23 protein-coding genes are annotated in these 26,578 nt (G+C 69.9%); 7 read left to right on the top strand and 16 right to left on the bottom strand.

What is annotated here, in order from left to right; translation table 11 throughout:
- Positions 1-7 precede the first annotated feature (7 nt).
- The 14 genes from OG226_RS36840 to OG226_RS36775 all read right to left on the bottom strand — a co-directional run bounded on the left by OG226_RS36840 (position 8) and on the right by OG226_RS36775 (position 16,518).
- On the bottom strand, positions 8-1,180 hold the full coding sequence (locus tag OG226_RS36840; protein ID WP_329351247.1) for a pectinesterase family protein: 1,173 nt from the start codon (positions 1,178-1,180) through the stop codon (positions 8-10).
- Positions 1,181-1,268: 88 nt separating this feature from the next.
- Positions 1,269-2,579, bottom strand: coding sequence for a pectate lyase family protein (locus OG226_RS36835; RefSeq protein WP_329351246.1), 1,311 nt, complete (start codon positions 2,577-2,579; stop codon positions 1,269-1,271).
- 17 nt (positions 2,580-2,596) lie between these two features.
- Complete coding sequence (locus tag OG226_RS36830; RefSeq protein WP_329351245.1) at positions 2,597-3,382, bottom strand: rhamnogalacturonan acetylesterase; 786 nt, start codon at positions 3,380-3,382, stop codon at positions 2,597-2,599.
- Between the two features lie 107 nt (positions 3,383-3,489).
- A complete protein-coding gene (locus tag OG226_RS36825; protein WP_329351244.1) occupies positions 3,490-4,827 on the bottom strand; it encodes an ABC transporter substrate-binding protein in 1,338 nt (445 codons plus the stop codon).
- Between the two features lie 114 nt (positions 4,828-4,941).
- Positions 4,942-6,450, bottom strand: a complete 1,509-nt coding sequence (locus OG226_RS36820; RefSeq protein ID WP_328684104.1) for a glycoside hydrolase family 43 protein — start codon at positions 6,448-6,450, stop codon at positions 4,942-4,944.
- Complete coding sequence (locus OG226_RS36815; RefSeq protein ID WP_329351243.1) at positions 6,447-7,292, bottom strand: PmoA family protein; 846 nt, start codon at positions 7,290-7,292, stop codon at positions 6,447-6,449. Before OG226_RS36815 ends, OG226_RS36820 begins: the two co-directional genes overlap by 4 nt.
- Entirely contained in the window at positions 7,292-8,485 is a 1,194-nt protein-coding gene (locus tag OG226_RS36810; RefSeq protein ID WP_329351242.1) for a Gfo/Idh/MocA family protein, read from the bottom strand. The genes OG226_RS36815 and OG226_RS36810 overlap by 1 nt, the downstream gene beginning before the upstream one ends.
- A 49-nt stretch (positions 8,486-8,534) precedes the next feature.
- Entirely contained in the window at positions 8,535-9,419 is an 885-nt protein-coding gene (locus tag OG226_RS36805) for a carbohydrate ABC transporter permease (protein WP_328684101.1), read from the bottom strand.
- Positions 9,416-10,351, bottom strand: coding sequence for a carbohydrate ABC transporter permease (locus tag OG226_RS36800; protein ID WP_200713566.1), 936 nt, complete (start codon positions 10,349-10,351; stop codon positions 9,416-9,418). Before OG226_RS36800 ends, OG226_RS36805 begins: the two co-directional genes overlap by 4 nt.
- Positions 10,352-10,405: 54 nt before the next feature.
- Positions 10,406-12,136: an L-arabinonate dehydratase gene (gene araD / locus OG226_RS36795; protein ID WP_328684100.1), complete on the bottom strand. Its 1,731-nt coding sequence runs from the start codon at positions 12,134-12,136 to the stop codon at positions 10,406-10,408.
- A complete protein-coding gene (locus tag OG226_RS36790; protein WP_329351241.1) occupies positions 12,124-13,032 on the bottom strand; it encodes a dihydrodipicolinate synthase family protein in 909 nt (302 codons plus the stop codon). Before OG226_RS36790 ends, araD begins: the two co-directional genes overlap by 13 nt.
- On the bottom strand, positions 13,029-13,787 hold the full coding sequence (locus OG226_RS36785; RefSeq protein WP_329351240.1) for a GntR family transcriptional regulator: 759 nt from the start codon (positions 13,785-13,787) through the stop codon (positions 13,029-13,031). Before OG226_RS36785 ends, OG226_RS36790 begins: the two co-directional genes overlap by 4 nt.
- A 202-nt stretch (positions 13,788-13,989) precedes the next feature.
- On the bottom strand, positions 13,990-14,739 hold the full coding sequence (locus OG226_RS36780; protein ID WP_329351239.1) for an MBL fold metallo-hydrolase: 750 nt from the start codon (positions 14,737-14,739) through the stop codon (positions 13,990-13,992).
- 1,188 nt (positions 14,740-15,927) lie between these two features.
- Positions 15,928-16,518 (bottom strand): TIGR03086 family metal-binding protein, encoded by a 591-nt coding sequence (locus tag OG226_RS36775; protein ID WP_329351238.1) that lies wholly within the window; start codon positions 16,516-16,518, stop codon positions 15,928-15,930.
- Between the two features lie 224 nt (positions 16,519-16,742).
- On the opposite strand from OG226_RS36775, the gene OG226_RS36770 reads away from it, so the two are divergent.
- Entirely contained in the window at positions 16,743-18,062 is a 1,320-nt protein-coding gene (locus OG226_RS36770; RefSeq protein WP_329351237.1) for an MFS transporter, read from the top strand.
- Here OG226_RS36770 and OG226_RS36765 read toward each other — a convergent pair.
- Positions 17,999-19,162 (bottom strand): hypothetical protein, encoded by a 1,164-nt coding sequence (locus tag OG226_RS36765; RefSeq protein WP_329351236.1) that lies wholly within the window; start codon positions 19,160-19,162, stop codon positions 17,999-18,001. The genes OG226_RS36770 and OG226_RS36765 overlap by 64 nt on opposite strands.
- Positions 19,159-20,124, bottom strand: a complete 966-nt coding sequence (locus OG226_RS36760; RefSeq protein ID WP_329351235.1) for a 5-dehydro-4-deoxyglucarate dehydratase — start codon at positions 20,122-20,124, stop codon at positions 19,159-19,161. Before OG226_RS36760 ends, OG226_RS36765 begins: the two co-directional genes overlap by 4 nt.
- A 241-nt stretch (positions 20,125-20,365) precedes the next feature.
- On the opposite strand from OG226_RS36760, the gene OG226_RS36755 reads away from it, so the two are divergent.
- The 6 genes from OG226_RS36755 to OG226_RS36730 all read left to right on the top strand — a co-directional run bounded on the left by OG226_RS36755 (position 20,366) and on the right by OG226_RS36730 (position 26,516).
- Positions 20,366-21,175 (top strand): NAD-dependent epimerase/dehydratase family protein, encoded by an 810-nt coding sequence (locus tag OG226_RS36755; RefSeq protein WP_329351234.1) that lies wholly within the window; start codon positions 20,366-20,368, stop codon positions 21,173-21,175.
- Positions 21,176-21,486: 311 nt separating this feature from the next.
- Positions 21,487-22,257 carry a DeoR/GlpR family DNA-binding transcription regulator gene (locus tag OG226_RS36750; protein WP_329353625.1) on the top strand — a complete coding sequence of 257 codons (771 nt, stop codon included), beginning with the start codon at positions 21,487-21,489 and terminating at the stop codon, positions 22,255-22,257.
- 122 nt (positions 22,258-22,379) lie between these two features.
- The gene (locus tag OG226_RS36745; protein ID WP_328684091.1) at positions 22,380-23,750 is read left to right on the top strand and encodes an ABC transporter substrate-binding protein; all 1,371 of its coding nucleotides are present in this window, start codon (positions 22,380-22,382) and stop codon (positions 23,748-23,750) included.
- A complete protein-coding gene (locus OG226_RS36740; RefSeq protein WP_328684090.1) occupies positions 23,747-24,685 on the top strand; it encodes a carbohydrate ABC transporter permease in 939 nt (312 codons plus the stop codon). Before OG226_RS36745 ends, OG226_RS36740 begins: the two co-directional genes overlap by 4 nt.
- Positions 24,682-25,530: a carbohydrate ABC transporter permease gene (locus OG226_RS36735; RefSeq protein WP_328684089.1), complete on the top strand. Its 849-nt coding sequence runs from the start codon at positions 24,682-24,684 to the stop codon at positions 25,528-25,530. Before OG226_RS36740 ends, OG226_RS36735 begins: the two co-directional genes overlap by 4 nt.
- Complete coding sequence (locus tag OG226_RS36730) at positions 25,527-26,516, top strand: zinc-dependent alcohol dehydrogenase family protein (RefSeq protein ID WP_329351233.1); 990 nt, start codon at positions 25,527-25,529, stop codon at positions 26,514-26,516. Before OG226_RS36735 ends, OG226_RS36730 begins: the two co-directional genes overlap by 4 nt.
- The last annotated feature ends 62 nt before the right edge of the window (positions 26,517-26,578 follow it).

Below are 26,578 nucleotides of genomic sequence, written 5' to 3'. Positions count from 1 at the left end.
AGCCATCTCAGTGCCTCCGCCCCGGTGTCCAGTCGCCCAGATACGCCTCGCGGGTCGCCGACCCGGCCTGCGCGGCGGTGAGTTGGGGCCGGTTCTCCGGAACGCTGATCACGGCACCCGGGCCCGTGTTCCGGTACTCCGCGAACCGCTGGCTCTGCCAGGGATAGGTGTCCGACATGTTGGTGTAGGGCGCCACCGCGTCGATCCCCGCACCGAGCACCGTGTTCCGCACGGTGAGCATCGGGTGGGCGGTGGTGTCGGAGCCGGGCACCCAGGGACGGGCCAACTTGTAGTAGCCGTCGGGGGCTTCACTGCTCACGCGGCTGCGCGTCACCAGGTATCCGCGCGGGTTCGCGACCGCCGTGGAGGGCGCGAAGACGAAGCCGTACGGTGCCGTCGCCAGGTCGGTGCGGTTGAGCGTCCGGAAGTGGCAGTGGTCGTAGACGGCCGTCGCCCGCCCGAAGACGAAGTCGACGTCTCCTTCGACGTAGCAGCGGGCGTAGTACTGGCGGGCGAAGACGCCGAGCGCCAACGAGTCGGCGTACAGGGTGTCTTGATGACCCAGGAAGCGGCAGTCGAAGAACGCCGAACGGTCGCCCTGCACCTTGATGGCGACCGCCTGTGTGCCGGTGATGTCGGGGTGGTCGGCGCGCAGCCAGTCGTTGGCGAAGGTGATCCGGCGGGCGGTGAAACCGTCGGTGCGGATGGTCGTGGTGGCCGAGCCGGAGGTGCCGTAGGTGCCCGAACCATCGGGTTTCCGCGTCCCGTTGGCGTTGTCGTAGACGATGACGACGTCGCGCGGGTTCTCGCTCGCGCCGATCCAGGTCATCTCGGAGGCGGCGGTGGTGAGTTGGCCGGTCGCCGGGTCGGTGACTCCGGCGGTGACCGTCTCGCGGTAGACGCCGGGTGCGATGACCAGGGTGTATCCGGCGCCGGTCGCGGTGGCGACGGCGGCCTGGACGGTGGTGAAGTCGCCCCGGCCGCGCGGGTCGACGTACAGGGTGAGCGGGGTGGGACGCGCGGCGGGAGAGCCGTAGCGGCCGAACGGGCGCGGTCTGCCGACGGCGAGGGCGGGGACGGGGACGGCGGTGAGGCCGATCGCGGCGCCCGCGCCGGCGCCGGCCATGAGGAATCCCCGTCTGGACAGGGGAAGTCGGAGGGAGTGGTGGTGCGAGGGCATGCGGGTGCTCCTTCGCGGTGTGGCTCGTGAGGTGGGCCCCGGTGCCGGGCCGGTCGGACGGAACCGGCCCGGTGTGTACGGGGGTTGGTCAGCGCAGGCGGCCCGCGCCCGCGCCCCGGTCGACGATGAACGGCACGGCCCGCGCGGGGTCGATCTTCGTGCGCAGGGTCGGGGTCCAGCCCGCGCCGGACTGCAGGATCTCGGTCGGCACTCCCGCGTTGTGGACGGCGATCAGGTCGGTGGGCCTGCCGTTGACGTAGTTGTCGTCGGCGGTGAGCGGCGCCTCGGACCACTTCTTGAGGATGGTGGCCTCGGAGATGCCGGCCGGGACCGTGAACGCGTTGTGTTCCGCGACGAGTTGGGACTCCAGGCCGATGCCGTAGCTGTAGCCGTAACCCGGCTCGGCGACGAAGTGGTTGTTGTACGAGTCGACTTGGCCGAAGCGGACGCGGGGTGCGCGCTCGACGAGGTTGGAGAACAGGTTGTGATGGAGCGTCACCTTCAGATGCCCCCGGTCGACGGCGGCCGTGGAGGCGCTGTCGCTGTTGCCGATGAGGATCGTCTTGTCGTGGTCGGTGAAGACGTTCCAGGAGGCGGTGACGTAGTCGGCGCCCTTGACGACGTCGAGTTCGCCGTCGTGCTGCTCGAAGATCCGCCCGTAGTAGGTGGGCAGCGAACTGTCCGGGTGGGCACCGTCGGTGAACGTGTTGTGGTCCAACCACACATGCGTGGAGCCGTAGATGACGGTGCTGTCGTACTCGGAGTTCCAGTTGCCGGTGTCGCCGTCGGTCGGGTCCCACTGCGGGAAACAGTCCAACGGGCTCTCGAAGGCGAGGTTCCGGACGATGACGTTGTCGACGGCCTTGATCTGGAGGCTGGCGCCCTTGAAGCCGGCGTTCCGACCGATACCGACGATGGTGGTGTTCGCGGGGATGAAGGCCTTGATGGCGGCGTCCTGGTTGGCGGCGGAGACACGGCGCAGGCCCTCGGGGCTGTCGGCGGGTTCGTTGTCGAGGTTCTGGTCGTAGCCCCAGACGGCGGGGTCGTAGGTGGCGAGGTACTGGGCGAAGTCGTAGCCGGGCGCGGCGAAGGAGTCGCACCCCTCGGCGTTGGCGTCGATCACACCCTGCACTCTGATGACCTTCGGCGCGGTTCCGCCGGCGGCCAGCGCGGCTTTGAAGTCAGCCCAGTTGGAGACGGTGTAGACGTGATCCGGGGTGGCGGTCGCGCCACCGCTGGTGCCGGTGCCGTAGGAGGCCCAGCCGTCACCGGCGCCGAGGGTCTGCCGGTCGAGGGTGCGCGGATGGGCCTGGGCCGTGGTCGTGGTGACGGCGAGGGCCAGGGCGGTGCAGCCCACCAGCATTGCTATGACACGTCCATGACATTTCTGTGTGCGCATCGTGCGGGTCTCCTTGCCTACACGTCCGAGGCGTCGCTCGCCTCGGGCCAGGTGATCCAGGACGTCGGAATGTCCTCGTGCAGCCGGACGACATCACGCGGCGCGAGCACCCGGGTGCGCGGCAACTCCCGCGCCACGAGCCGCGCCACGGCGATCGCACCGGGCGGATTGAAGTGCGTGTTGTCCTGCTCGGTGTCGGTCCAGTTGAAGTAGGCCTTCGTCTCCTCCACCCCGAGCCGCTGCCACAACGCGAGCGACAACGCCTCGATGTCGAGCAGCGCGACCCGCTCCTCCTGCGCGAGCGCCCGCATCGCCGCGGGGTAATCCCCGTGCGTCGGCAGCGCGTTGCCGTCGACGTCGAACCGGCGGCGCTCGACGGGGGTGGCGAGCAACGGCCGGGCGCCACGGCTGCGGGCCCCGTCGATGTACATCCGCAGATAGTCCTGGTAGGTCGTCCAGGGCTCGGTGTAGCGGGTGGGGTCGGCGGTCTTCTCGTCGTTGTGCGCGAACTGGACGAGGAGGAAATCGCCGGGCCTGATGGCGGCGAGAATGACATCCAGCCGCCCCTCGTCGACGAAACTCTTCGAACTCCGGCCATTTATGGCCTGGTTGGAAACCTTCACCTCCTTGCGCAGGAAGAAGGGGAGCGCCATTCCCCACCCGGTCTCCGGAGCTTCGGTGGAGTACTTCTGGGCGGCGGTGGAATCACCGGCGATGTAGAGAGTACGGTCCTTTCGCCCACCAGGGCGAAGAGGAACAGCGGCCAGCGCCGCGAGAGTGACCTGTCTACGGCTTAAGGACACAGGGGTGCCTTTCAACGCAGCTGAGGTACATGTCTTTTAGGGGCGCGGGGAACTGCGCGACCAGCCACAACGGGCCGGCAGTCCCCCACAATCCGCGACCACCCAAATCAGTGGTTCTTCTTCCAGTCCGCCTGCGCCGTGTTCAACTGGTCGGCCAACGTGTCCAGGAACTCCTTGGCCGTCACCTTCCCCAGCAACAACTTCTGGAAGTTCGGCTCATTGTCCGCCTTGGAGATCGTGTTCCAGTCCGGCAGGTAATACGGCAGCTGCACAATCTTCGTGGACGCCCCGTTCAACGCCGCCGCGGCCAACTCCGTGGGCTCGGACTTCTGAATCCAGGCCGCACTGGCCGCATCCGTGTTGGCCGGCACCTGCCCGGCGGACTCGTTGTACTTGGAGTTCTCCGCCGCGGACACCGCGAACTCGATGAACTTCCAGGCCGCTTCCTTGTTCTTGCTGGACTTGAACAGACTCAGCCCGTCAACGGGGTTGGATATCTGCACGCGCGTACCGTCGTCCAGCGTCGGATTGGGAATGCCCTTGAACTTGTCCGCGCCCAGAGCCTTCAGATGGTCCTGGTACGACCCGAGGTTGTGACTCAGCATCCCGATCGTCCCGCTGTCCCACTGAGCGACCATCTTCGTGAAGTCGTTGTTGAGGTCGGCGGACGGAGTGTCCTTCTTGAACAGCCCGACGTACTTCGCCAACGCGGCAACGTTCTTCGGGTCGTTGACCGTCGTCTTGTCCCCGTTCCAGAAGGACGTGATCCCGGTCTGTCCGTACACCGCGTCAAGCGCCGGCGCGATGGACCCCTCGCCACCCCGAATGGTGAACCCGAACTTGTTCTTCGCCTTGTCGGTGAGCTTGTCTGCGGCGGCGTAGAACTTCGACCAGGTCGTCGGCGCGTCCAGGCCCGCCGCCTTGAACAGATCGGTGCGGTACCACAGGGTCCCGTTGTTGGCGGAGGTGGGAATTTGGTACAGCGTGTCCCCGCCGCCCGCGGACTTGCTGACATCAAGCAGGTTCTGGCTCAACTTCCCGTTCAGGGAACTCGACTTGAGCCGGCTGTCCAACGGCTCCAACGCCCCCTGCACCGCGACCTCCGCGAGCACCGCGGTCCCCACACCGCCGACGTCGGGCAGCCCCCCGCCCTGGATCGCGGTGTCGTACTTGGACTGGGCACTCGCGGCCGGTATCCCGACGTACTTGACCTTGATGTCGGGGTTCTTCTTCTCGAAGTCCGCGATGATCTGCTTCCAGATGTCGGTGCGGACACCGCCGTTGTTGTCCCAGAAGGTGATCGAGCCCTTGCCGGACCCCTCGTCGCCCTTGTCCCCCGCGGCGCCGCTGCCGTCGTCGCCGCACGCGGTGGCGGTCAGCGCGAGCACGGAGCCCAGGGCGACGGCCACGGCGGCACGCCTGCTTCTGCGGATGCTGGTCTTCATAGAGCGGCTCTCTTCTTGTGGATGCGACGGTGTGGTGGCCTCGCGGGCGGTGGGCAAGCGCTTGCCACGGAGGTGCGTCATTGCGACTCCCAACAGGCGGACGGGCAGGGTGAGTCAGAGAGAACTGATCCGGAACCGCGTGAAACCGGCCGTGCCGGCATGTCCCGGGCCTACGGGCGCGAGCGCGAAGAGCCCGAGCAGGGCGCCGACCCAGCGCCAGGGCGTGGCGGCGAAGACCTGGCCGCTCGGCCGCGGCCCGTCCCCGACGTCGTAGAAGAAACGGCAACGCGCGCCGGTGCCGATCTCGATGCGGAGGTGGACCCGGCCCTCGGGGGCGGGGTACGACTCCCCCGCGTCGCGTTCGCGCTCGGCGACAGGCTCGGCGAAGCGGTGGACGAACATCGCGCTGCCGTCCGTGTCTCGCTCCAGCCCGATCCAGCTGTACGCGTCGCCGAGCACGGCGAGTCCGGCCCGTGCGCCCAACTCCGCGCCGAGCAGGCGTAGTTCCACCTCGACGACGACGGGGGCGCCGGGCAGACGCTGGGTGAGGAGGTTCGGCAGCTTGCGCAGGTCGTGCGCGTCGGCCGTACGGGCGCAGGTCAGTCGTAGGCCGTCGCCCGAGTGGTGGGTGGCCCAGCCGTCTTGCGGGTTCGCGGTCCACTGCCACTGGCGGCCGTACCGTCCGCCGGGGAAGTCGTCGTCGGTGGCGGGCGCGGCGGGCGGCTGCGGCGGGAGGTCCGGTTTCCGGTGTACGGCCACGGGGGCGCCGGCGTCGCCGATGACCGGCCAGCCCTCGTCGTCCCAGCGCATCGGCTGGAGGTGGACCAACCGGCCGTAGGCGCCCCGCTGTTGGAAGTGCACGAACCAGTCCTCGCCGGACGGGGTGTTCACCCACGCGCCCTGGTGGGGGCCGTTGATGTCGGTGTCCCCTTGTTCCAGGACGACCTTCTCCTCGTACGGGCCGAAGAAGCCGCGCGAGCGGAGCGCGCCCTGCCAGCCGGTCTCGACTCCCCCCGCGGGGGCGAGGATCCAGAACCAGCCGTCGTGCTGGTGGAGTTTGGGGCCCTCCAGGGTGAACCAGCCGGGGATGCGTTCCGCGTCGACGATCACCTTGCCGTCGTCGAGGAGGGTCGTGGCGTCGGGGTGCATGCGGTGGCCGGTGAGGCGGTTCTTGATGCCCGCGCGGGACTTGGCCCAGGCGTGGACGAGGTAGGCCTCGTCGGTGTCGTCGTCCCACAGGGGGCACGGGTCGATGAGGCCCTTGCCCTCCTTGAGGAGGTGCGGGCGGGTCCAAGGGCCGCGTATCTCGGGGGCGTTGACCTGGAAGATGCCCTGGTCGGGGTCGCCCCAGAAGATCCAGAAGCGTTCGTCGTGGTACCTCAACGCCGGTGCCCAGACGCCGCGGTCGTGCCGCGGGGTCCTGAACTCCCTCACCGGTTCGAGGCGTTGGAGGGCGTGGCCGATCAGGGTCCAGTTGACCAGGTCGCGGGAGTGCAGCAGGGGCAGGCCCGGGACGCGGCCGAAGCTGGACGCGGTGAGGTAGAAGTCGTCGCCGACGCGGATGACGTCCGGGTCGGACCAGTCGGCGTTCAGGACGGGGTTCGTGTACGTCTCGTGCGTCACTGGCTGACCGCCTTCCGCACGAGTGCCGCGGCCTCGGTCCGGTTCAGGCGGCCGTCCGCGACGACGGTGACGATCCGTCGTACGACCGTGTCGCCGGGCGGTATCGGCAGCCGCTCCTCCGAGGCCAACGACGCCCCCACGCCCGGGTATTCGGCGGTGCGGACGAACCACGGGTCCTGCCGGGAGCGGTCCGTGGCGCCGGCGAGGACCAGGGTCCAGCCGGTGCCGGTGAGGGCGAGCCAGTCGGCGCGGGTGCCGTGGATCTCCGGTTCGCCCTCGTGGTCGGCGGTGAAGACGTGCGGGGTCTCGGCCTCCTTGCGGGCCCGCCAGAAGAAGCCGCCGTACGCGGCCCCGGGGCGGCCATTGGTGGCGGGACTGCCGATCGAGAGGGCGTCCGGCGTCACGTTGGTGAGGGAGAAGGTGAAGTCCAACGCCCAGGCGGTGTCGGTGAGTTCGGTGGCGGCGACCGTACGGCGTTCGCGGAGCAGTTCGGCACCGGAGGCCACCCAGCGCAGTTCCTCCACGAAGCCGTCGGGGTCGAGGAGTTGGAAGGCGGAGTGGCGTTGGGCGCCGTGGTTGTCCAGTTCCGTGGGGCCCTGGTCACGGACGTAGGTGCGCCCGCCCCAGAAGTTGTGCCCCTCGACGTCGGGAACGGCGACACCGACGCCGAGGTGGTGGGTGTGGTCGACGGGGCTCAACTCGGTGACCGCCGTGCCCGCCAGGGTGGTCACCGGGTGCAGATAGGGGCGCGGGGAGAGCCGGTCGGGCAGCTCGGGCCGGGTGACGTACCGGGCGACCGGGCGGCCCGCGACGCGCAGCACCGGCGTGTCATGGGTGATCATCAGGTGCTCACCTCTTTCGGTGGGGCCCAGGAGGCGCCCAGCTCGGAGTAGAGGGCGAGGGTGTCGGCCGCCGCCGTGACCAGTGCGTCGATGCCGGGGACGACCCGGCGGTTCTCGGTGGGGATCAGGTGCCAGGCATCGGTGGGCAGCGGGGCCGGGTCGGCGGCCTCGCGGATGGCCTCGACGACCTTCATGAAGGCGCCTGTCGCGTCCGGTTCGACCAACAGCTCGGCGCCGTCGGTGAGATGGGCGACCAAGTTCTCCAGCAGGTCCGTGCTGCCGTACACGAACTCCTCCGGGCCGTGGCCCGCGCGCTGGAGCAGGACGCGGTCCTGCTTGTACCAGTAGGTGATCCGGCCCTCGCTGCCGTGCACCAACACGTAGGGCTCGCCGGGGTGTTCGGCGCACAGGGTCACGGCGACGGTGACCGGCCGGCCCTGGACGGTGGTGACGCGGACGCAGGAGGTGTCGTCGGACTCGATGTCGTTGGCGCGCACGAGTTCCGTCTCGATGCGGACGACGTCCTCGGCGCGGGTCGTGTCGTTGAGGGCGAGGGCGGTGGCGACGGCGTGCGCGAGGGGGTTGGTGAGCGCGCCGTCGATCACGTCGACGCCGTTCAGACGCCGCTTGCCGGCCCAGGGGGCACGCCGGTAGTACGCCTCGTCGCGCGCCCAGGCACCGGCCCCGCCGACCCCGGTCAGCGTGCCGATCACACCCTTCTCGATCAGCTCGCGGACCGCGGGCACGGCGTGCGAGCCGAGCGACTGGAACCCGATCTGGCAGACCACCCCGGCCGCGGCGACCCCGTCGGCCATCCGGCGGAACTCGGCGTACGAGGGCGCGGGCGGCTTCTCCAGCAGCAGGTGCACGCCCCGCTGCGCGGCGGCCAGGGCGAGGTCCGTGTGGGTCGGGATCGGGGTGCAGATCACGGCGACCTGGGCACCGGTGGAGTCGAGGAGGGCACCGAAGTCCGGTGACTGCGCGGGGAGTTCGCCCCCGAACTCCTCCTCGGTCAACGGGGTCAGCTCGCAGATTCCGGCGAGCCGTACGAGCCCCTTGTCCTGGAGCCGGCGGATGTTCTCGACGTGCCAGCGGCCGTGGCCCCGGGCGCCCGCGAGGACGATGGAGACGGGCGGGGCGAGGGGTGTGGAGCCGGGTGCGGTGACGGTCGTAGGACCGGTGGTGGATGTCATGGGATTCTCCCTGCTTCGACGATCTTCGCCAGCAGGGTAAGCGGTTGCCTCATCCCTTCACCGCCCCCGCGCTGAAGCCGGTGATCAGCCACTTCTGAATGAAGGCGAACACGATGACCACCGGTACGGCCGCGACGATGCCGCCGGCGGCGAGTGCGCCGAGGTCGACGCTGTCCGCGCTCATCAGGGTGTTGAGGCCGACCGGGATCGTCTGCTTGCTCTGGTCGGAGAGGAACATCAGGGCGAACAGGAAGTGGTTCCAGGCGTGCACGAAGGCGAAGGAGCCGACGGCGATCAGCCCGGGCCGCAGCAGCGGGAGGACGACGATGCGGAACGCGGCGAAGCGGTTGCAGCCGTCGACCCAGGCGGCCTCTTCGAGGGACTGCGGGACGTTCCGGATGAAGCCGCTGATGAGGATCATCGACAGCGGCAGCTGGAAGACGGTCTCCGCGAGGATGACACTGCCGAGCGAGTTGATCATCTGGAGCTTGGCGAAGATCTGGAACAGCGGGACCAACAGCAGGGCGCCCGGCACGAATTGGGAGCAGAGCAGGGCGAGCATGAAGGCGCGCTTGACCTTGAACTCGAAGCGAGCGAGCGCGTAGCCGCCGGCCAGCGCGACCACGGTGGTGAGGATCAGGGTGGCGACGCCGACGTAGACGCTGTTCTGGAAGTAGACGCCGAAGCTGCGTTCGGTCCACACCTTCTGGAAGTGGTCGAGGGTCATCGGCCAGGGGACCAGGGAGGTCGAGCCGGCCGGGCGGAACGCGAAGAGCAGGATCCAGTAGAAGGGGATCAGGGTGAAGACGAGGTAGATCCCCAGAGGGAGGTAGATCTGCCAGCGCGGGACCTCGTCCCAGGCACGGCGGACCTTGCGCGGCTGCTGCGGTGCGGCGGACTCCCGCTCGCGGGCCGGAGCGATCTCGGTGATCACTTGTCGCCGCCTCCGAACTTGCTCAGGCGCAGGTAGATGATCGAGAAGAAGAGAAGGATCACGAAGGCGACCGTGGTGAGGGCGGACGCGTAGCCGAAGTTGTGTGCCTCGACGCTGGTGTTGGCGACGTAGAGCGGGAGCGTGGTCGTCTCGCCGGCCGGACCGCCGCCGGTCAGGGTGTAGAGGAGGTCGACGTTGTTGAACTCCCAGACCGCGCGCAGCAGTGTGGACAGCACGATCGCGTCCTTGAGGTGCGGCAGGGTGATGTGCAGGAACTGCTTGAAGCGGCTGGCGCCGTCGACCTCGGCGGCCTCGTACAGGTCCTTCGACACGGACTGGAGGTCGGCGAGGATGAGGATCGCGAAGAAGGGGACACCCCGCCAGAGGTCCGCGACTACCGCCGCGGAGAAGACGGTTGAGGGGTCGGAGAGCCAACTCGTGCCGTACTGGCCGATTCCCATGTCGGCGAGGTAACGGGTCACGCCTGTCTGGGAGTTGTAGAGCAGCACCCAGATCGCGGAGGTCAGGACGCCCGACACGGCCCACGGGGAGAACACCAGCGCGCGGCCGATGGACCGGCCCACGAAGGTCTGGTTGACGATCAACGCGAGGGCCAGTCCGAAGAGGAGTTGGAGGCCCACCTCTACGACGACCCACTTGGCGCTGAAGGTCAACGTGTCCCAGAACTGGGGGTCGTTGGTGAAGGCGTGGGTGAAGTTGTCGAGACCCGCGAAGCCGTTGCGCCACGGTTTGGTGGGGTTGTAGTTCTGCAGGCTGTAGTAGAAGACGCTGATGACCGGGTAGGCGATGAAGCCCAGCATGAGCAGGGCGGCCGGGGCGATCAGCAGGTACGGGAGCCTGCGCGGGGTCGCGGAGGCACGGCGCCGCCGGGGTGGCGCGGGCGGTTTCGCCACGGCTGCGGCTTGGGCCATGACTGTTCTCCGTTCAGCATAGGAAGCGCTTGCTCGACAGGCATGGGGAGGTGCTCAACCGGCGTACGGGTCGGGCACCTTGCCCGGACGGGCCAGGAACTCGAAGTCGCAGCCGGTGTCCGCCTGGGTGATCTGGTCGTTGTAGAGCGCGCCGTAGCCGCGCTCGTACCGTGCGGGCGGCGGGGTCCACTCCGCTCGGCGTCGCTCCAACTCCTCGTCGTCCACGTTGAGTTGGAGGGTGCGCGCCTCGACGTCCAGGGTGATGGTGTCCCCGGTCCGGACGAGCGCCAGTGGTCCGCCGACGTACGACTCGGGCGCGATGTGCAGCACGCACGTGCCGTAACTCGTTCCGCTCATCCGGGCGTCGGAGATCCGGACCATGTCCCGGACGCCCTGCTTGAGGAGGTGGTCGGGCAGCGGGAGCATGCCGTACTCGGGCATGCCGGGGCCGCCCTTGGGGCCCGCGTTGCGCAGCACCAGCACGCTGTCGGCGGCGATGCCCAACTCCGGTTCGTTGATGGTGCGTTGCATGGTCCGGTAGTCGTCGAAGACGACCGCGGGGCCGGTGTGCCTGAGCAGGTGCGGTTCGGCGGCGATGTGCTTGATGACGGCGCCGTCCGGGCAGAGGTTGCCGCGCAGGACCGCCACTCCGCCCTCGTTCGCGACCGGGTTGTCGCGGGGGCGTATGACGTCGTCGTTGTGCACGCGCGCGCCGTCGAGCTGCTCGCGCAGGGTGTCGTACGAGACCGTCGGCCGGTCCAGGTGGAGCAGGTCGGTGATCCGGGAGAGGAAGCCGGGGAGGCCGCCGGCGAAGTGGAAGTCCTCCATGAGGTACGTCTGTCCGCCGGGCCGTACGTTCGCGAGGACCGGGACAGTGCGGGCGATGCGGTCGAAGTCGTCGAGCGTGAGGCGGACGCCCGCGCGGCCGGCCATGGCGATCAGGTGGATCACGGCGTTGGTGGAGCCGCCGAGGCCGAGGACGGTGGTGACCGCGTCCTCGAAGGCTTCCGGGGTGAGGATCGACGAGAGAACACGCCCCTTGTGGACTTGTTCGACGATCCTCATGCCGGATTGCGCGGCCATCCGATCGTGCCCCGAGTCCACGGCGGGGATGCTCGACGCACCCGGCACGGTCACGCCCAGCGCCTCGGCGGCGGCCGTCAGCGTGGACGCCGTCCCCATGGTCATGCAGTGCCCGGGCGAACGCGCGAGGCCGCTCTCCAACTCGGTCATCTCGCACTCGCCGATGAGGCCGGCGCGCTTGTCGTCCCAGTACTTCCACATGTCGGTACCGGAGCCGAGGATCTCGTTGCGCCAGTGGCCCGGCAGCATCGGCCCGGCGGGCACGAAGACGGTCGGCAGGTCGACGGAGGCGGCGCCCATCAGCAGCGCGGGCGTGGACTTGTCGCAGCCGCCCATCAGCACGGCGCCGTCCACGGGGTACGACCGCAGCAGCTCCTCGGTCTCCATCGCGAGGAGGTTGCGGTAGAGCATCGGGGTCGGCTTCTGAAAGGTCTCGCTGAGCGTGGCGACCGGGAATTCGAGCGGGAAGCCACCGGCCTGCCACACCCCGCGCTTCACGGCCTGGGCGCGCTCGCGGAGGTGCACATGGCAGGGATTGATGTCCGACCAGGTGTTGAGGATCGCGATGACGGGCTTGCCGAGGTGCTCCTCGGGGAGGTAGCCGAGCTGGCGGGTGCGGGCCCGGTGGCTGAAGGAGCGGAGCCCGTCGGTGCCGTACCACTGGTGGCTTCTGAGCTCTTCCGGTGCCTTCATACGGACCATCCGGCGGCTATTGCGGCGACCTCGGCGCGCTCGCTCTCGGGCAGGGGCCTGCTGGGCGGACGTACGTCACGACGGCACAGGCCGAGGGACGCAAGCGCTTCCTTGACGATCGTGACGTTGTTGGCGGAGCCGTTCGCGGCCCTTAGTTCCTCAAAGCGGCGGATCTGCTCCCACACCTTCATCGCCCCCGGATAGTCCCCTGATCGAAGCGCTTCGATCATGTTCAGCGAGACGGACGGGGCGACGTTCACGAGCCCTGAGGTGAAGCCGGTGGCGCCCGCCGAGAAGTAGGAGGGCGCGTACGGTTCGGCCAGCCCTGCCACCCACACGAAGCGTTCGAGCCCCGCGTCCCGGGCGAAGGCGGCGAAGCGGGCCGCGTCCGGGACGGCGTACTTGACGCCGATCACGTTCGGGCAGTCGTCGGCGAGTTCGGCGAGGCGGGCGCCGAGGAGCTGGGCGTTGCGGATGTACGGGACGACGCCCAGGTCGGGCACGGCCTCGGCGATGGCGCGGTGGTAGTCGACCCAGCCGTCCTGCGAGACGTACGGGTGGACGGGCTGATGGACCATCACCATCTGGGCGCCGAGGTCGCGGGCGTGCCGGGCTGAGGCGACGGCGGTGGGGACGTCGTGCCCGACGCCGACGAGGATCGCGGCACGTCCGCCCGCCTCGTCGATGGTCAACTCCGTCACGAGCTGCCGCTCTTGAGGGGTGAGGGCGTAGAACTCGCCGGTGTTGCCGTTCGGCGTGAGGATGCCGACGCCGCCGTCGAGCAGGCGGCGGAGCAGGGCCCGGTGGGTGTCCTGGTCGACGCTGCCGTCCTCGGCGAACGGGGTCACGGGGATCGCCACCACGTCGGCCAGGGCGGTGCGTTGGGCCTCGAACGTCGCCGTCATGCCCGACTGTCCTCTCCGTGGGAGTCCTGTGCGTGAGAGTCCTGTCCGTGGGAGTCCTGTCCGTGGGAGTCCTGCGCGTGGGAGTCCTGTCCGTGGGCACTCCGTCCTTGGGTATCCAACTCGGTTCCAGGGAAGGCCCGTTGGACGAAGGACGCGATGTGGGCGTGCAGCGCGGTGGCCGCGCCGTCCGCGTCGCCATCGAGGGCGAGCCGCAGGATCTCCCGGTGTTCGCCGGCCTCCCGTTCCCAGGAGGGTGAGGCGGCCCAGGCGACGGCGGAGACGAGGGCGGCCTGGTCGCGGACCTCGTCGAGCATCCGGCCGAGCAGCGGGTTGCCGCACGGCAGGTACAGGGCGCGGTGGAACTCCCGGTTGGCGAGGGAGCGTTCGGCGGTGTCGGTGGCCTCGTCGGCGCGGGTGAGGGCGTCGCGCGCGGCGTCCAGGGAGGCGCGGCGATGCACGGCCCGCCGTAGCGCCTCGGGTTCGAGGAGCAGGCGTACGTCGTACACCTCGCGCGCCATGTCCGCGTCCACCATGCGCACCGTGACGCCCTTGTACTGGTTCATCACGACGAGCCCGGTACCGGCCAGGGTCTTGAGCGCCTCGCGCACGGGGGTCTTGGACACCCCGAACTGTGCGGCGAGGTCGGTCTCGACCAGGGGCTGACCCGGCGTCAGCTGACCGGTGAGGATGCGGCGTTTGATCTCCTCCTGCACGTACTGCGTGCGGGACGGGATCGGCGTGGGCACAGAGGTCATGCGCGCCTCTCGGATGCGACGTGGCTGCGGGGTGCGGAGCAGATGGCACACGTCCGGCTCGCTCGTCCGGCTCTCGTGTATCTGATCTCGCGTATCGCGTCTCATATATGACGTACGAAGTACGACGGGTTGAAGGTAGGAGCGCGCTTTTGTTTCGTCAATGCTTCTGACAGAAGAACCGGTAACTGGCCCCGGCGGGGCGTCACATGGTCTTGGTGACGCCTTCCAGCGCGGCGGAGGTCCGGCCGGGGAAGATCGCGGCGGCGCGCTCCAGGGCGGCTTCGCGGGTGAGGGTGGGTCCCACGTGGGTGATGAGGAGTTCGCGCGCACCCTTGGCGCAGGCGCCCGCATCCTCGGGCGTGAGATGGACCTGGCGTTCGCCTTCGCGATGCCGGTCGATGTCGGCCTCGCAGAGGAACACGTCTGCGCCGCCCGCGAGTTCGGACAGCGCCTCGCAGGGTCCGCTGTCCCCGGAGTACCCGAGCACACTCCCCTGGCACTCGGCACGCAGCCCGTACGCCTCGGTGTCGTGGACGACGGCGCGTGCTGTGAGCCGGAGGTTCCAGTGCCGGACGGCGTGGCCGTCGTAGAGCGGCCGGAAGTCGAAGACGCCGCTCAGGAACCGGACGTCCGGCTGTCCGAAGAACCCGGCGAGCCGGCGGGCGCAGTCCTGCGGCGCGTAGAGCGGGATCGGGGAGGTCGGGGTCATCCCGCCGTAGGCGAACGCGTAGGCGGCGGCGAGGAGATCGGCGCAGTGGTCGGCGTGCAGATGCGAGATCCAGATCGCGGTGAGCCGCGCCGGATCCGTGTGCCGCTGCAACTCCGCGAACGTCCCTGTCCCCGCGTCCAGCCACACCTCGGCCCCGCCACCGCGCAGCAGGTACCCGGAGCAGGGGCGGCCGGGGCGCGGATGCGGGGAGGCTGTGCCGAGGACGGTCAGACTGAGAGGCATGGTGGGGAAGAGTACGGTTCCGGGGCCCTCGGCGCTCATGTTTCGGGGTGGTGTGTGGGGGCTGGGGGTGAGGTGGGCTATGGGGGTTGGATTCGGGAAGTTCGACGTTCGACGGGGTTCGGCTTCGGGGGGCTTGGCTCGGGGTGGCTGGGGGCTATGGGGTTTCGGTCCGGGGGCGGCGTGGGGGTGCGGCGGGGGGCCTGGGCACGGGGTGTGAGCGATCTACGGCGATTCGGCTCGCGGGTGGGCTGGCGGCGGGGTGCGGGTGCTGGCTGGCTGGCTGGCTGGCTGCGGCGGGGTCCCGGAGACAAGGCCTGAGTGACCTACGACGTCTCGGCTCGCGAGCGTCCGAGCTCCGGGCCGGCTGCGGGCGCGGGACCGGTTCAGCCACTTCGAGTTGCACCTCACCGTCGCCGTGGGTTCCGGGGCGCGAGGCGCCGAATGGCCTGCGGCGTTTCCCGTCGTGGGTGTGTCGGCGTCGAGCTGCGGGTGCGGGCCGACAGGCTGCGGCGGGGGCCTGAGTCACCTACGGCTCAAGGGCGCACGAACTCCGGGCCCCGGATGCAGGCTGGCTGCGGCACCGGGGTCCCGGGCCCGAGGCCTGAGCGACCTACCTCCAGTCGGCTCGCGGGTATGCCGGCGTCGAGCTGCGGGTGCAGGCCGGCAGCGGCACGGGAGTCCCGGACGCGGGGGCCTGAGTGACCTACGGCGCCTCGGTTCACGGGCGTCCGGGCCCCGGATGCAGGCTGGCTGTGGCACGGGAGTCCCGGGCCCGAGGCCTGAGCGACCTACCTCCAGTCGGCTCGCGGGTATGCCGGCGTCGAGCTGCGGGTGCAGGCCGGCAGCGGCACGAAAGTCACGGACGCGGGGGCCTGAGTGACCTACGGCGCCTCGGTTCACGGGCGTCCGAGCTCCGAGCTCCGGCTCCGAGCTCCGGCTCCGGCTCCGGCTCCGGGCTCCGGGCTCCGGGCTCCGGGCTCCGGGTGAAAGCTGGCTGCGGCAGGGGGCCCGGCGCGAGGCGCCGAATGGCCTGTGGCGTTTCCGGTCGTGGGTGTGTCGGCGTCGGGCTCCGGGTGCGGGCCGGCAGTGGCAACCCGCGCCACATCGCCGGCAGTTCAACGGCGCTGCTCTCACCGCCGAAGCCCACCACCCCGGCCCGCTTCGCCCGGCGGCCTCCCCCGGCTCCCGCTAAGCCTTCCAGCCCGGGTCGCGTCCGCTGAGCCCCAACGCCCGGTCCAGCAGCGGTGCTTCGTCCGATACCGGGACCACCGGGCCGAAGATGCCGCCCCCGCGGGTCGGGTCCTGTGTGGCCGCGAGGAGGAAGCCGTACGACGTCTGGAGTGCGGCCGGGTCGGGGTCGTAGGGGCGGCCGGTGGCCACCGCCAAGTCCCAGCCGTGGATGACCAGTTCGTCGGCGACTACGGCCGCGGCGACCGCGCCGGGGAGGTCCACACCGCCCGCGCGGGTCATGCCGGTCCAGGCGGCCGGGTCGCGCCAGGCCTCGGCCAAGTCGTCGAGGACCTTGGGGAGTTGCTCGCGCCAGTCGGGGCCGATGTCGGGGGCCGTAGCACCCGGGTCGGTGTCGGTCGTGACGCCCAGGTCCTTGCGCGCGGCGTCGCGGAAGGCGACGGACAGGCCGAGCACGTGCCCCAGCATGTTGCGTACGGCGAGTTCGGGACACGGCGTCCCGTCCGCCAGCTGCTCGTCGGTCACCCCCTCGGCGAGCCGCGCGATGACCCGGGTCTGCGGGCCGAGGTCGAGGATCGTGTCGTCGGTCATGCGAATCTCCTCAGGAGATCGAAGGGGACGGAGGCTGATCGGAGGGGACTGAAGGGGCTGAGAGGACTGAAGGGGATCGGCAAGGGAGGCGAACTCCGCTCATGAGGTAGACCGGCGGCAGGGCCGAAACTCATCGCACACCTCCGCCACGACCCCACCACCCCGCGTTTCTACGGCACCTGCCCGATGCCGTCGCCCCCGCCTTAGACCCACGATGACCAGGCATGACGACAAACTGGACCGTGACGCGCATCCTCCGGGACCGCAACGCGGGGCTGTATCTCGTGGGCCTGATCGTGTCCGCCTTCGGCACGTCCGCGCTCGGGCTCGCGGCAGGCGTGTGGGTGAAGGACCTCACCGGTTCGAACGGTCTCGCCGCACTGTGCACCTTCAGCGTGTGGGCGCCGACCCTGTTCGGCCCGGCCCTCGGCACGATCGCCGACCGCGTCCGCCGCAAGCCCCTGCTGATCCGGACGAACCTCGGCCTGGCCGCCCTCCTCCTCACCCTCTTCGCCGTCCACTCCCGCGCCGATCTGTGGCTCCTCTTCGCCGTCCTGTTCGTCTACGGCACCACCGTCGTCGTCCAGGACCCCGCCGAGTCGGCCCTCCTCGCCACCGTCGTCGACCGCGATCTCCTCGGCGACTTCAACGGGCTGCGGATGACGGCCGTAGAGGGCATGAAACTGGTCGCGCCCCTGACGGGCGCGGGCCTGTACACGGCGTTCGGCGGGCCTGCGGTGGCCGGTCTGGACGCGGTCACGTTCGCGCTGGCGGCGGCCCTGTGGCTGTTCATCCGCGCGCCGGAGGAACGGCCGCAGCGCCCCACCGGCACCTGGCGGACCCAAACCGTCGAGGGCGTACGGGAGTTGTGGGGGCATCCCCTGCTGCGCCCACTGGTCCTGGCAGGCGGGGCCACGATGTTCCTCGCCTCCCTGAGCAGCTCCACGACCTACGCGATCGTCGCCGCCCTGGGCCACGACCCGGCCTACACGGGCGTGCTGTACGCGGCCCAGGGCACCGGTTCGGTAGCGGTCGGTCTCGTCTCCGGACCCGCTCTACGACGACTCGGCGAGCGGCGCTTCGGGGCGGCCGGCATCGTCCTCACGGCAGCCGGGGTGGCCGCGCGTGCGGTGCCGTCCGACCCGGTGATCCTGGCGAGCGGCGCGGCCATCGGACTGGGTCTCCCGTGCGTGCTGATCGCCGCGTTCACCGCCGTGCAGCGGGAGTTGCCGGGCCCGTTGCTCGGCCGGGCCACCGCCACCGCGAACACCCTGATCTTCACGCCGAACGTGATCGGGCTGGGGGCGGGGGCGGCACTGGTCGAACTGGCCGACTTCCGGCTGCTGTTGGTGCTGAGCGGGGTGGCGTTGCTCGCAACGGGCCTGCTCTTGGCGGCGCTTGGGACGGGGGATCCTCGGGCACTGCCGGCACAGGACGCGTCCCCGCCGTCGCTCACTCCGGCCCCACCCCCACCCCCGTCTCAGCCCCAGCCCAACGCCCCCCGAACCGCCGCCAAGTCCCCCTCCGAAGCCAACCCCGCGTGATAGAGCCGCAGTTCAGTCGCCCCGAGCCCGCGTGCCCGCTCGGCGTCCGCCGCGAGCGCCCCCGGTCGGCCCCCCATCCCGGAGACCACCGTGAAGTTGGCGGCCAACACGGCACCGTCCACGCCCTGTTCGGCGAACGGGGTCAGGAGGCCCGTGCCGCCCGTGCAGGGGACGACCACGCCGTCGGCCACCGAGAGGATGTGGCCGGGGTCCACGCCCGCGTTGGCGCCGCAGTGGTAGGACACCGGGTCCGCGTGGAGGAGTACCTGGAAGTCGGCGGGTGCGGCCGCGCGGACCGCCGCGACCGCCGTCTCCTGGAGGGTGCGGGCGCGGTCGTCGCGCCATGCGCGGGTGGCGGTCGCGGTCGTGTCGCCGAGGAGTTTCTCGACGCCCGCCCAGCCGCCGTCGGAGGGCGCGCCCTGCCACACCGGTTCCAGTGCGGTGCGTACCGTCGCCGCCAACTCCGCTGCGTCGAGGCCCTGTTCGCCGTAGCCCTCCTGGCAGGCCGGGCAGAAGCACAGGGACATGAGGTACTGGCCGGCGTCCCCGAGGGGGATTCCCGCCGTCTTGTCGTGGGCGTGCAGGTGGGTGAGGCCGTACCAGCCGAGGGACTCCAGTTCGGTGCCGTGCGCGCCGGGGCGTACGGCGGCCTCGGCGGCGAGGTCGACGAGGTACGTGCGCGTGGCGGGCTGGGCGATGCAGGGGGCCCAGGGATAGCGGTCGCCGTAGGCGTTGACCACGGAGGTGCTCGGATGGTCCGCGCCCAGGCGGGAGTTGTGGGCGAGGACGACCCAGGTGTGTACCTCCAGGCCCGCGTTCGCGAGGGCGGTGGCTGCCTCGCCGTAGGCGTCGCCCGGCGCCCAGTCGCCGGCCGCGTACGGCCTCAACTCCCGTCCCTGCCAACGGTCGTCCGGGGGATACAGGACGGCCGCGTGCTCGGCGGTGACAATGCGGTGGCGCGGGTGGCGGGGGGTCAACGCGCGCGTGGAGTGGTACGCGGAGGCCAAGGTCGCCTGCCGGACGCCTAGTTGGGCGATCCTGGCGCCTGCCTCCGGGTCGCCGTTGACGTCCCAGGGGTAGACGAATGCCGACGCCTTCACGCGTCCTCCTCGATCCGCGACGTGGCCTCTGACTCGATCAACGTGTAGCCGCGTTCGATGAGTTGGGCCAGCTGCTTGACGTGGTCCTCGGTCGGTTCCGTCAGCGGCGGGCGGACCTCGCCGACGTCCAGCCCCCGCATCCGTACGCCCGCCTTGACGAGCGAGACGGCGTATCCGCGGCCCTGGGCGCGCAGTTCGACGAACGGCAGGTAGAAGCCGTCCAGGATGCGGTTGGCCGTGGTGTCGTCGCCGGTGGCCAGCGCGCGGTGGAAGGCGAGCGCGATCTCGGGGACGAAGCAGAACACGGCGGAGGAGTAGAGGGTGATGCCGATGCCACGGTAGGCGAGCTGGGTCTGTTCGGCGGTCGGGAGTCCGTTGAAGTACAGGAAGTCGCCCGGGACTTCGGCGCGCACCGTGCTCACGATCCGCTGCATCAGGTCGAGGTCGCCGAGGCCGTCCTTGAAGCCGATGATGCCCTCGGTGCGGGCGAGTTCGACCACCGTGGCGGGGGTGAAGACGGCGTTGTCGCGCTGGTAGACGATGACGGGCAGCGTGGTCGCCGCGGCCACCTCGCGGTAGTGCCGCAGCAGTCCCTCCTGCCCGGCGACGACGAGGTACGGCGGCATGGCGAGCAGCCCGTCCGCCCCGGCGGCCTCCGCGAGCCGTGCGTACCGTACGGCGAGCGCGGTGCCGTAGCCCGCGCCCGCGATCACCGGCACCCGGCCCTCGGTCGCCTCCACGGCGGCCCGCACGCACGCCTCGAACTCCTCGGGCAGCAGTGCGTGGAACTCCCCGGTGCCGCAGCACGCGAACACGGCGGCGGCCCCGGCCTCGACACCCCGGCGGACATGCGCGCGGTAGACGTCGAGATCGACGGCGCCGTCGGGGCCGTACGCGGCGACGGGGAAGAAGAGCGGCCCGCTGGGGATACTGAGCCGGTCGGCGAGAGGGGCTGGCGTCACGGGCTCTCCCTTGAAACAGACGCGTACGTTCTTCTGATCAACGTCTACATTTCTGAACAGCCCCACCCTAAGGATCTGCCTCAGGGTGGGTCAAGCAGGCAAATGAGCAAGAAGGAAGCGGATTTCCCAGGTCCACGCCACACTTGACGGGCATGGCGGACGATCCTTAGCTTGTCCATGCATGTGAATATCATTCATGGATGAGGTCAGCCATCCACTGTCGATCCCAAGGAGACCGAGGATGCCCGCTCCCCGCACCGTTCTGCTCACCGGCGCCGCAGGCGGGCTCGGCACCCTGATGCGGGACCTGCTCCCCTCCTACGGCTACGAGCTGCGGCTGCTCGACCTCCGCCCCATCGAGGGCGAGCCGGACGCGATCACCGCCGACCTCTCCGACCGGGCGGCGCTCCGCGAGGCCGTGCGGGGCGTCGACGCGATCATCCATCTCGCGGGCATCTCCCTGGAAGCCTCCTTCGACAAGATCCTCAAGTCGAACATCGAGGGCACGTACAACCTCTACGAGGCCGCCCGCGAGGAGGGCGTCCCCCGCGTCGTCTTCGCCTCCTCCAACCACGCGGTGGGCTACACGCCGAGGCCTCAGGCCGGGGACCCGCTCATCCCGATCGACACCCCGCACCGCCCCGACACCTTCTACGGCCTGTCGAAGTCCTTCGGCGAGGACCTGGCGCAGCTCTACTGGGACAAGCACGGCCTGGAGACCGTCTCCGTACGCATCGGCTCCTGCTTCGCCGAGCCCAGCAGCGTGCGCATGCTGTCCGTCTGGATGAGCCCGGCCGACGGCGCCCGCCTCTTCCACGCGGCCCTGACCGCCGAGAACGTCCAGCACACGGTCGTCTACGGCTCCTCCGCCAACACCCGCCTGTGGTGGGACCTGTCGACCGCGCGGGCGCTCGGTTACGAGCCGCAGGACGACTCCGAGCCGTACGCCGAGAAGATCGTCGCCGAACAGGGCGAGCTCCGGCCGGACGTCGAGGCGCACGCCTATCTCGGCGGCCACTTCGTGAACGACCCGCCGATCTGGCCGTACTGACCCGGGCGGCACCGACACGGGCCGTACATCCGGCCGTGCCGACGGGAAATGGCACTCCAGGACTGTGGGCGGGCACCGAACGGGCCCGCCCGCAGGCATGTTCGGGCACGGACGCTGCCCGATCCCACGCCCCGGCGCACAGCCGCGCTGGTCCGCGACGGGCACAGCGCCCGGTAAACGGTCACACACGGGCAGCATCGGGCGTGCAACAGGCCTGGTCAGTGCCGCGCACCCGCTGTAGAACTTCCCCCAAGGGTCACACCGGGCCCGAACGGGCAGTACTCCAGATGAGCGGGAAGGCGGTGTCGGCCATGGGCACGAGTTCGGCGGAGGAGCGTCAGCGGGAGATCGTGCGGGCCGCGCGCCGCACCGGCTCGGTCGACGTCACCGCGCTCGCCGCCGAACTGGGCGTGGCCAAGGAGACCGTACGGCGCGATCTGCGCGCCCTGGAGGACCACGGGCTGGTCCGCAGGACCCATGGCGGCGCCTACCCCGTGGAGAGCGCCGGTTTCGAGACGACGCTCGCCTTCCGCGCCACCAGCCATGTCCCGGAGAAGCGCCGGATCGCGGTCGCCGCGGCCGAGCTGCTCGGGGACGCCGAGACCGTCTTCGTCGACGAGGGCTTCACCCCACAGCTCATCGCCGAGGCACTGCCCAGGGACCGGCCGCTGACCGTGGTCACCGCGTCCCTGCCCGTGGCGGGCGTGCTCGCCGAGTCGGAGAACACCTCGGTGCTGCTGCTCGGCGGCCGGGTCCGGCACGGCACCCTCGCGACCGTGGACCACTGGACGACGAAGATGCTCGCCGGCTTCGTCCTCGACCTCGCCTTCATCGGCGCCAACGGCATCTCCCGCGAACACGGCCTGACCACACCCGATCCCGCCGTCAGCGAGGTCAAGGCCCAGGCCATCCGCGCCGCCCGGCGCACCGTGTTCGCGGGCGTGCACACCAAGTTCGGTGCGGTCAGCTTCTGCAGGTTCGCCGAGATCGGCGCCCTGGAGACGATCGTCACGAGCACGCTCCTCCCGTCGGCCGAAGCCCACCGCTACTCGTTGCTGGGGCCACAGGTCATGCGCGTCTAGAGGGTCACGAGCGCCAGAACACCGTTTGGAATTCCAACTGAGGCACTACGTAGGGCGCAGCCATGCCCGGCGACGCCTTTGTCACCCCATAAGTCCAACTCCCCTTACTGCAGGAGCGATCCATGCGAACCCAGAGCCGACGACGGCCGCCGCGAGCCACGCTCGCCCTGGCCGCCGTAGGGACGCTGCTCGCCCCGCTGCTCTCCGGCTGCTGGGTCGGAGCGGGCGGCGCCGGATCCGGCGGCAACTCGATCAACGTCCTCATGGTCAACAACCCCCAGATGACCGAACTCCAGAAGCTGGCGCCGCACTTCACGAAGGAGACCGGCATCAAGGTCAACTTCACGGTGCTGCCTGAGAACGACGTCCGCGACAAGATCAGCCAGGACTTCGCCAACCAGGCCGGCCAGTACGACGTGGCGACGCTCTCCAACTACGAGATCCCGATCTACGCCCGCAACGGCTGGCTGCACGAGATGGACTCGTACGTCGCGAAGGACCCGGCCTACGACGAGCAGGACATCCTCAAGCCGATGCGGGAGTCCCTGACCGCGGACGACGGCAAGCTCTACGGGCAGCCGTTCTACGGCGAGTCGTCCTTCCTGATGTACCGCAAGGACGTGCTCGCCGAGAAGAACCTCACAATGCCCGCGCACCCGACCTGGACCCAGGTGGCCGACATAGCCGCCAAGGTCGACGGCGCGAAGCCGGGCATGAAGGGCATCTGCCTGCGCGGGCTGCCCGGTTGGGGCGAGCTGATGGCGCCGCTGACCACCGTGGTGAACACCTTCGGGGGGACCTGGTTCGACAAGGACTGGAAGGCGCAGCTCGACTCCCCCGGCTTCGAGCAGGCGACGAAGTTCTACGTCGACCTGGTCCGCAAGCACGGCGAGTCCGGCGCGGCCCAGTCCGGCTTCGCCGAGTGCCTCAACAACCTCACCCAGAGCAAGGTCGCCATGTGGTACGACGCCACGTCGGCGGCGGGCTCTCTGGAGGCCAAGGGCTCCCCGGTGAAGGGCAAGATCGGTTACGTCCCCGCGCCGGTGGAGAAGACCAAGTCCTCCGGCTGGCTGTACACGTGGGCCTGGGGCATCCAGAAGGCGTCCCACAACTCCGACAAGGCCTGGAAGTTCGTGTCCTGGGCGTCCAGCAAGCAGTACGAGCAGTTGGTCGGCGACACGGACGGCTGGTCCAACGTGCCGGCCGGCAAGCGCGCCTCGACGTACACGAACCCGGACTACGTCAAGGAGGCCGCCGCCTTCCAGGAGATGACGAAGGCGGCCATCGAGGGCGCCAAGCCCAACGACCCCGGCGTGCAGCCGCGGCCCGCGCCCGGCATCCAGTTCGTCGACATCCCCGAGTTCACCGACCTCGGTACGAAGGTCTCGCAGGAGATCAGTTCGGCCATCGCCGGACGGCAGTCCGTCGAGTCGGCCCTGAAGAAGTCCCAGAAACTCGCCGAGCAGATCTCCAAGGAGTACGAGGGACGATGACCGCCACGACAACGGCCCCGCCGGCCGCCACTCCGACCCGCACCGCGCGGCAGCCATCGGACAAGCTGCGCGCCTGGGCCACCCGCGCCCCGCTGCTCCCCGCCCTGATCTTCATGATCGTCGTGACCCAACTCCCGTTCGTGGCCACGCTGGTGATCTCGTTCTTCGACTGGAACGCCCTCTACCCGAAGGCCCGGCACTTCACCGGTCTCGACAACTACCACCAGGTCCTGACCGACGCCGACCTGCGCCACTCGGTGTGGACGACCATCCTGCTGACCGTGGCGGTGGTGCTGGCCAGCCTGGTCCTGGGACTGCTGCTCGCGCTGCTCCTGGACCGGAAGTTCCGCGGCCGGGGCTTCGTCCGCACGCTGCTGATCGCCCCGTTCCTGGTGGTGCCGGTGGCCGCGGCCCTGCTCTGGAAGCATGTGCTCTACAACCCTGAATACGGCCTGCTCAATGGGCTGTTGCACTATGTGGGCGGCCCACAGCCGGACTGGATCTCCAACACTCCGCTGCTCGCGGTCGAGGCATCGCTGGTGTGGCAGTGGACGCCCTTCATGATGCTGATCCTGCTGGCCGGGCTGCAGAGCCGCGACCAGCAGCAGATCGAGGCCGCGAAGGTGGACGGCGCGAACGACTGGCAGGTCTTCCGCTATCTGACCCTCCCGCACCTGCGCCGCTACCTCGAACTCGGCGGTCTGCTGGGCTCGATCTACATCGTCCAGAACTTCGACGCGGTCTTCACCATCACGTCGGGCGGCCTGGGCACCGCCAACCTGCCCTACACCGTCTACCAGAGCTTCTACCAGGCCCACGAGAACGGCCTCGCCTCGGCGGCCGGCGTCCTGGTCGTCATCGGCTCCATCGTCATCGCGACCTTCGCCCTGCGCGTCGTGTCGTCCCTGTTCCGTGAGGAGGCGTCCCACGCATGAGCAGTGTCGCCGTACGCGTGCGTGCCCGCCGCAAAGGAGCGGGCCTCGGCCTGGTGGCCTGGCTGCTCGGCATCGTGTTCTTCCTGCCCATCGCCTGGATGGCGCTGACGTCCTTCCACTCGGAGACGGACGCCGCGACCAACCCGCCGTCCTTCGGGGCCGCCCTCACCCTGGACGGCTACCGGGACTTCTTCGGCACCGGAGGCGGTGCGAGTCCCTGGCCCGCACTCGTCAACTCGCTGGTCGCGTCCGTGGCTTCGACGGTCTTCGTGCTGCTGCTGGCGTTCCCCGCGGCCTACGCGCTGTCGATCCGCCCGGTGAGGAAGTGGACCAACGTCCTGTTCTTCTTCCTGTCCACGAAGATGCTCCCCGTGGTGGCCGGCCTGCTGCCGATCTACCTGTTCGCGAAGAACGCGGGGATGCTGGACAACATCTGGCTCCTGGTCATCCTCTACACCTCGATGAACCTGCCGATCGCGGTGTGGATGATGCAGTCCTTCCTCGCCGAGGTCCCGGTCGCCGTCATCGAGGCGGCACAGATCGACGGCGCCCGGCTGCCGACCATCCTCGCGCGCGTGGTGGCCCCGATCTCCCTCCCCGGTATTGCCGCGACAGCTCTCATCTGCTTCATCTTCAGCTGGAACGAGCTGCTGTTCGCCCGGGTCCTCACGGGTGTGGTCGCGGAGACCGCCCCGGTGTTCCTGACCGGCTTCATCACCAGCCAGGGCCTGTTCCTGGCGAAGGTGTGCGCCGCGTCGCTCGTCATCTCCCTGCCGGTGCTGGCCGCGGGGTTCGCCGCCCAGGACAAGCTGGTCCAGGGCCTCTCCTTGGGAGCCGTCAAATGAAGGCCGCCGTCATCGAGTCCGTGGGCCGCGCCGTCGTCACCGAGGTCCCGGACCCGACGCCGGGTCCCCGCGAGGTCGTCGTCGAGGTCGCCGCCTGCGGGCTGTGCGGCACCGATCTGCACATCCTCCAGGGCGAGTTCGCGCCCAAGCTGCCGATCGTGCCGGGCCACGAGTTCGCCGGCGAGATCGTCGCGGTCGGCACCCAGGTCACCGAGGTCTCGGTCGGCGACCAGGTGGCCGTGGACCCGTCGCTGTACTGCTACGAGTGCCGGCAGTGCCGCAACGGACACAACAACCTCTGCGAACGCTGGGCCGCGATCGGCGTCACCACGGCGGGCGGCGCGGCCCAGTACGCACTCGCCCCGGTGGCGAACTGCGTGAAGCTCCCCGAGCACGTACGCACTCAGGACGCGGCCCTCGTGGAGCCGCTGTCGTGCGCGGTGCGCGGCTACGACGTCCTCAAGTCCCGCCTCGGCGCGCACGTCCTGATCTACGGCTCCGGGACCATGGGCCTGATGATGCTGGAGCTGGCCAAGCGCACCGGCGCGGCGAGCGTGGACATCCTGGACCTGAACCCGGCCCGCCTGGAGACGGCCCGCACGCTCGGTGTCTCCGGGTCGGCGGCGAACGCGGACGAGCTGGACCGGCCGCAGGGCTGGGACCTCGTGGTCGACGCGACCGGCAACGCGACGGCGATCCAGGACGGCCTGGACCGGGTGGCGAAGGCGGGCACGTTCCTGCAGTTCGGGGTGGCCGACTACGCGACCCGGGTGTCGATCGACCCGTACCGCATCTACAACCAGGAGATCACCATCACCGGCTCCATGGCGGTGCTGCACAGCTTCGAGCGGGCGGCGGAGCTGTTCGCGAACGGGGTCCTCGACCCGGAGATCTTCATCAGCGACCGGATAGAGCTGGAGCGGTATCCGGAGGCGCTGGAGCAGTTCGCGGCGGGGGTGGGGCGGAAGATCGTGGTGATTCCCTAGTCCACAGGAGGGATCAGGGGCGGTTTCGAGCCGGTGGTTCCAAGTGTTGGCCAATTGGTCGC

The sequence above is a fragment of the Streptomyces sp. NBC_01261 genome, assembly GCF_036226385.1.
GTDB lineage: Bacteria > Actinomycetota > Actinomycetes > Streptomycetales > Streptomycetaceae > Streptomyces.
This window is presented reverse-complemented; position numbering and strand designations above follow the sequence as displayed.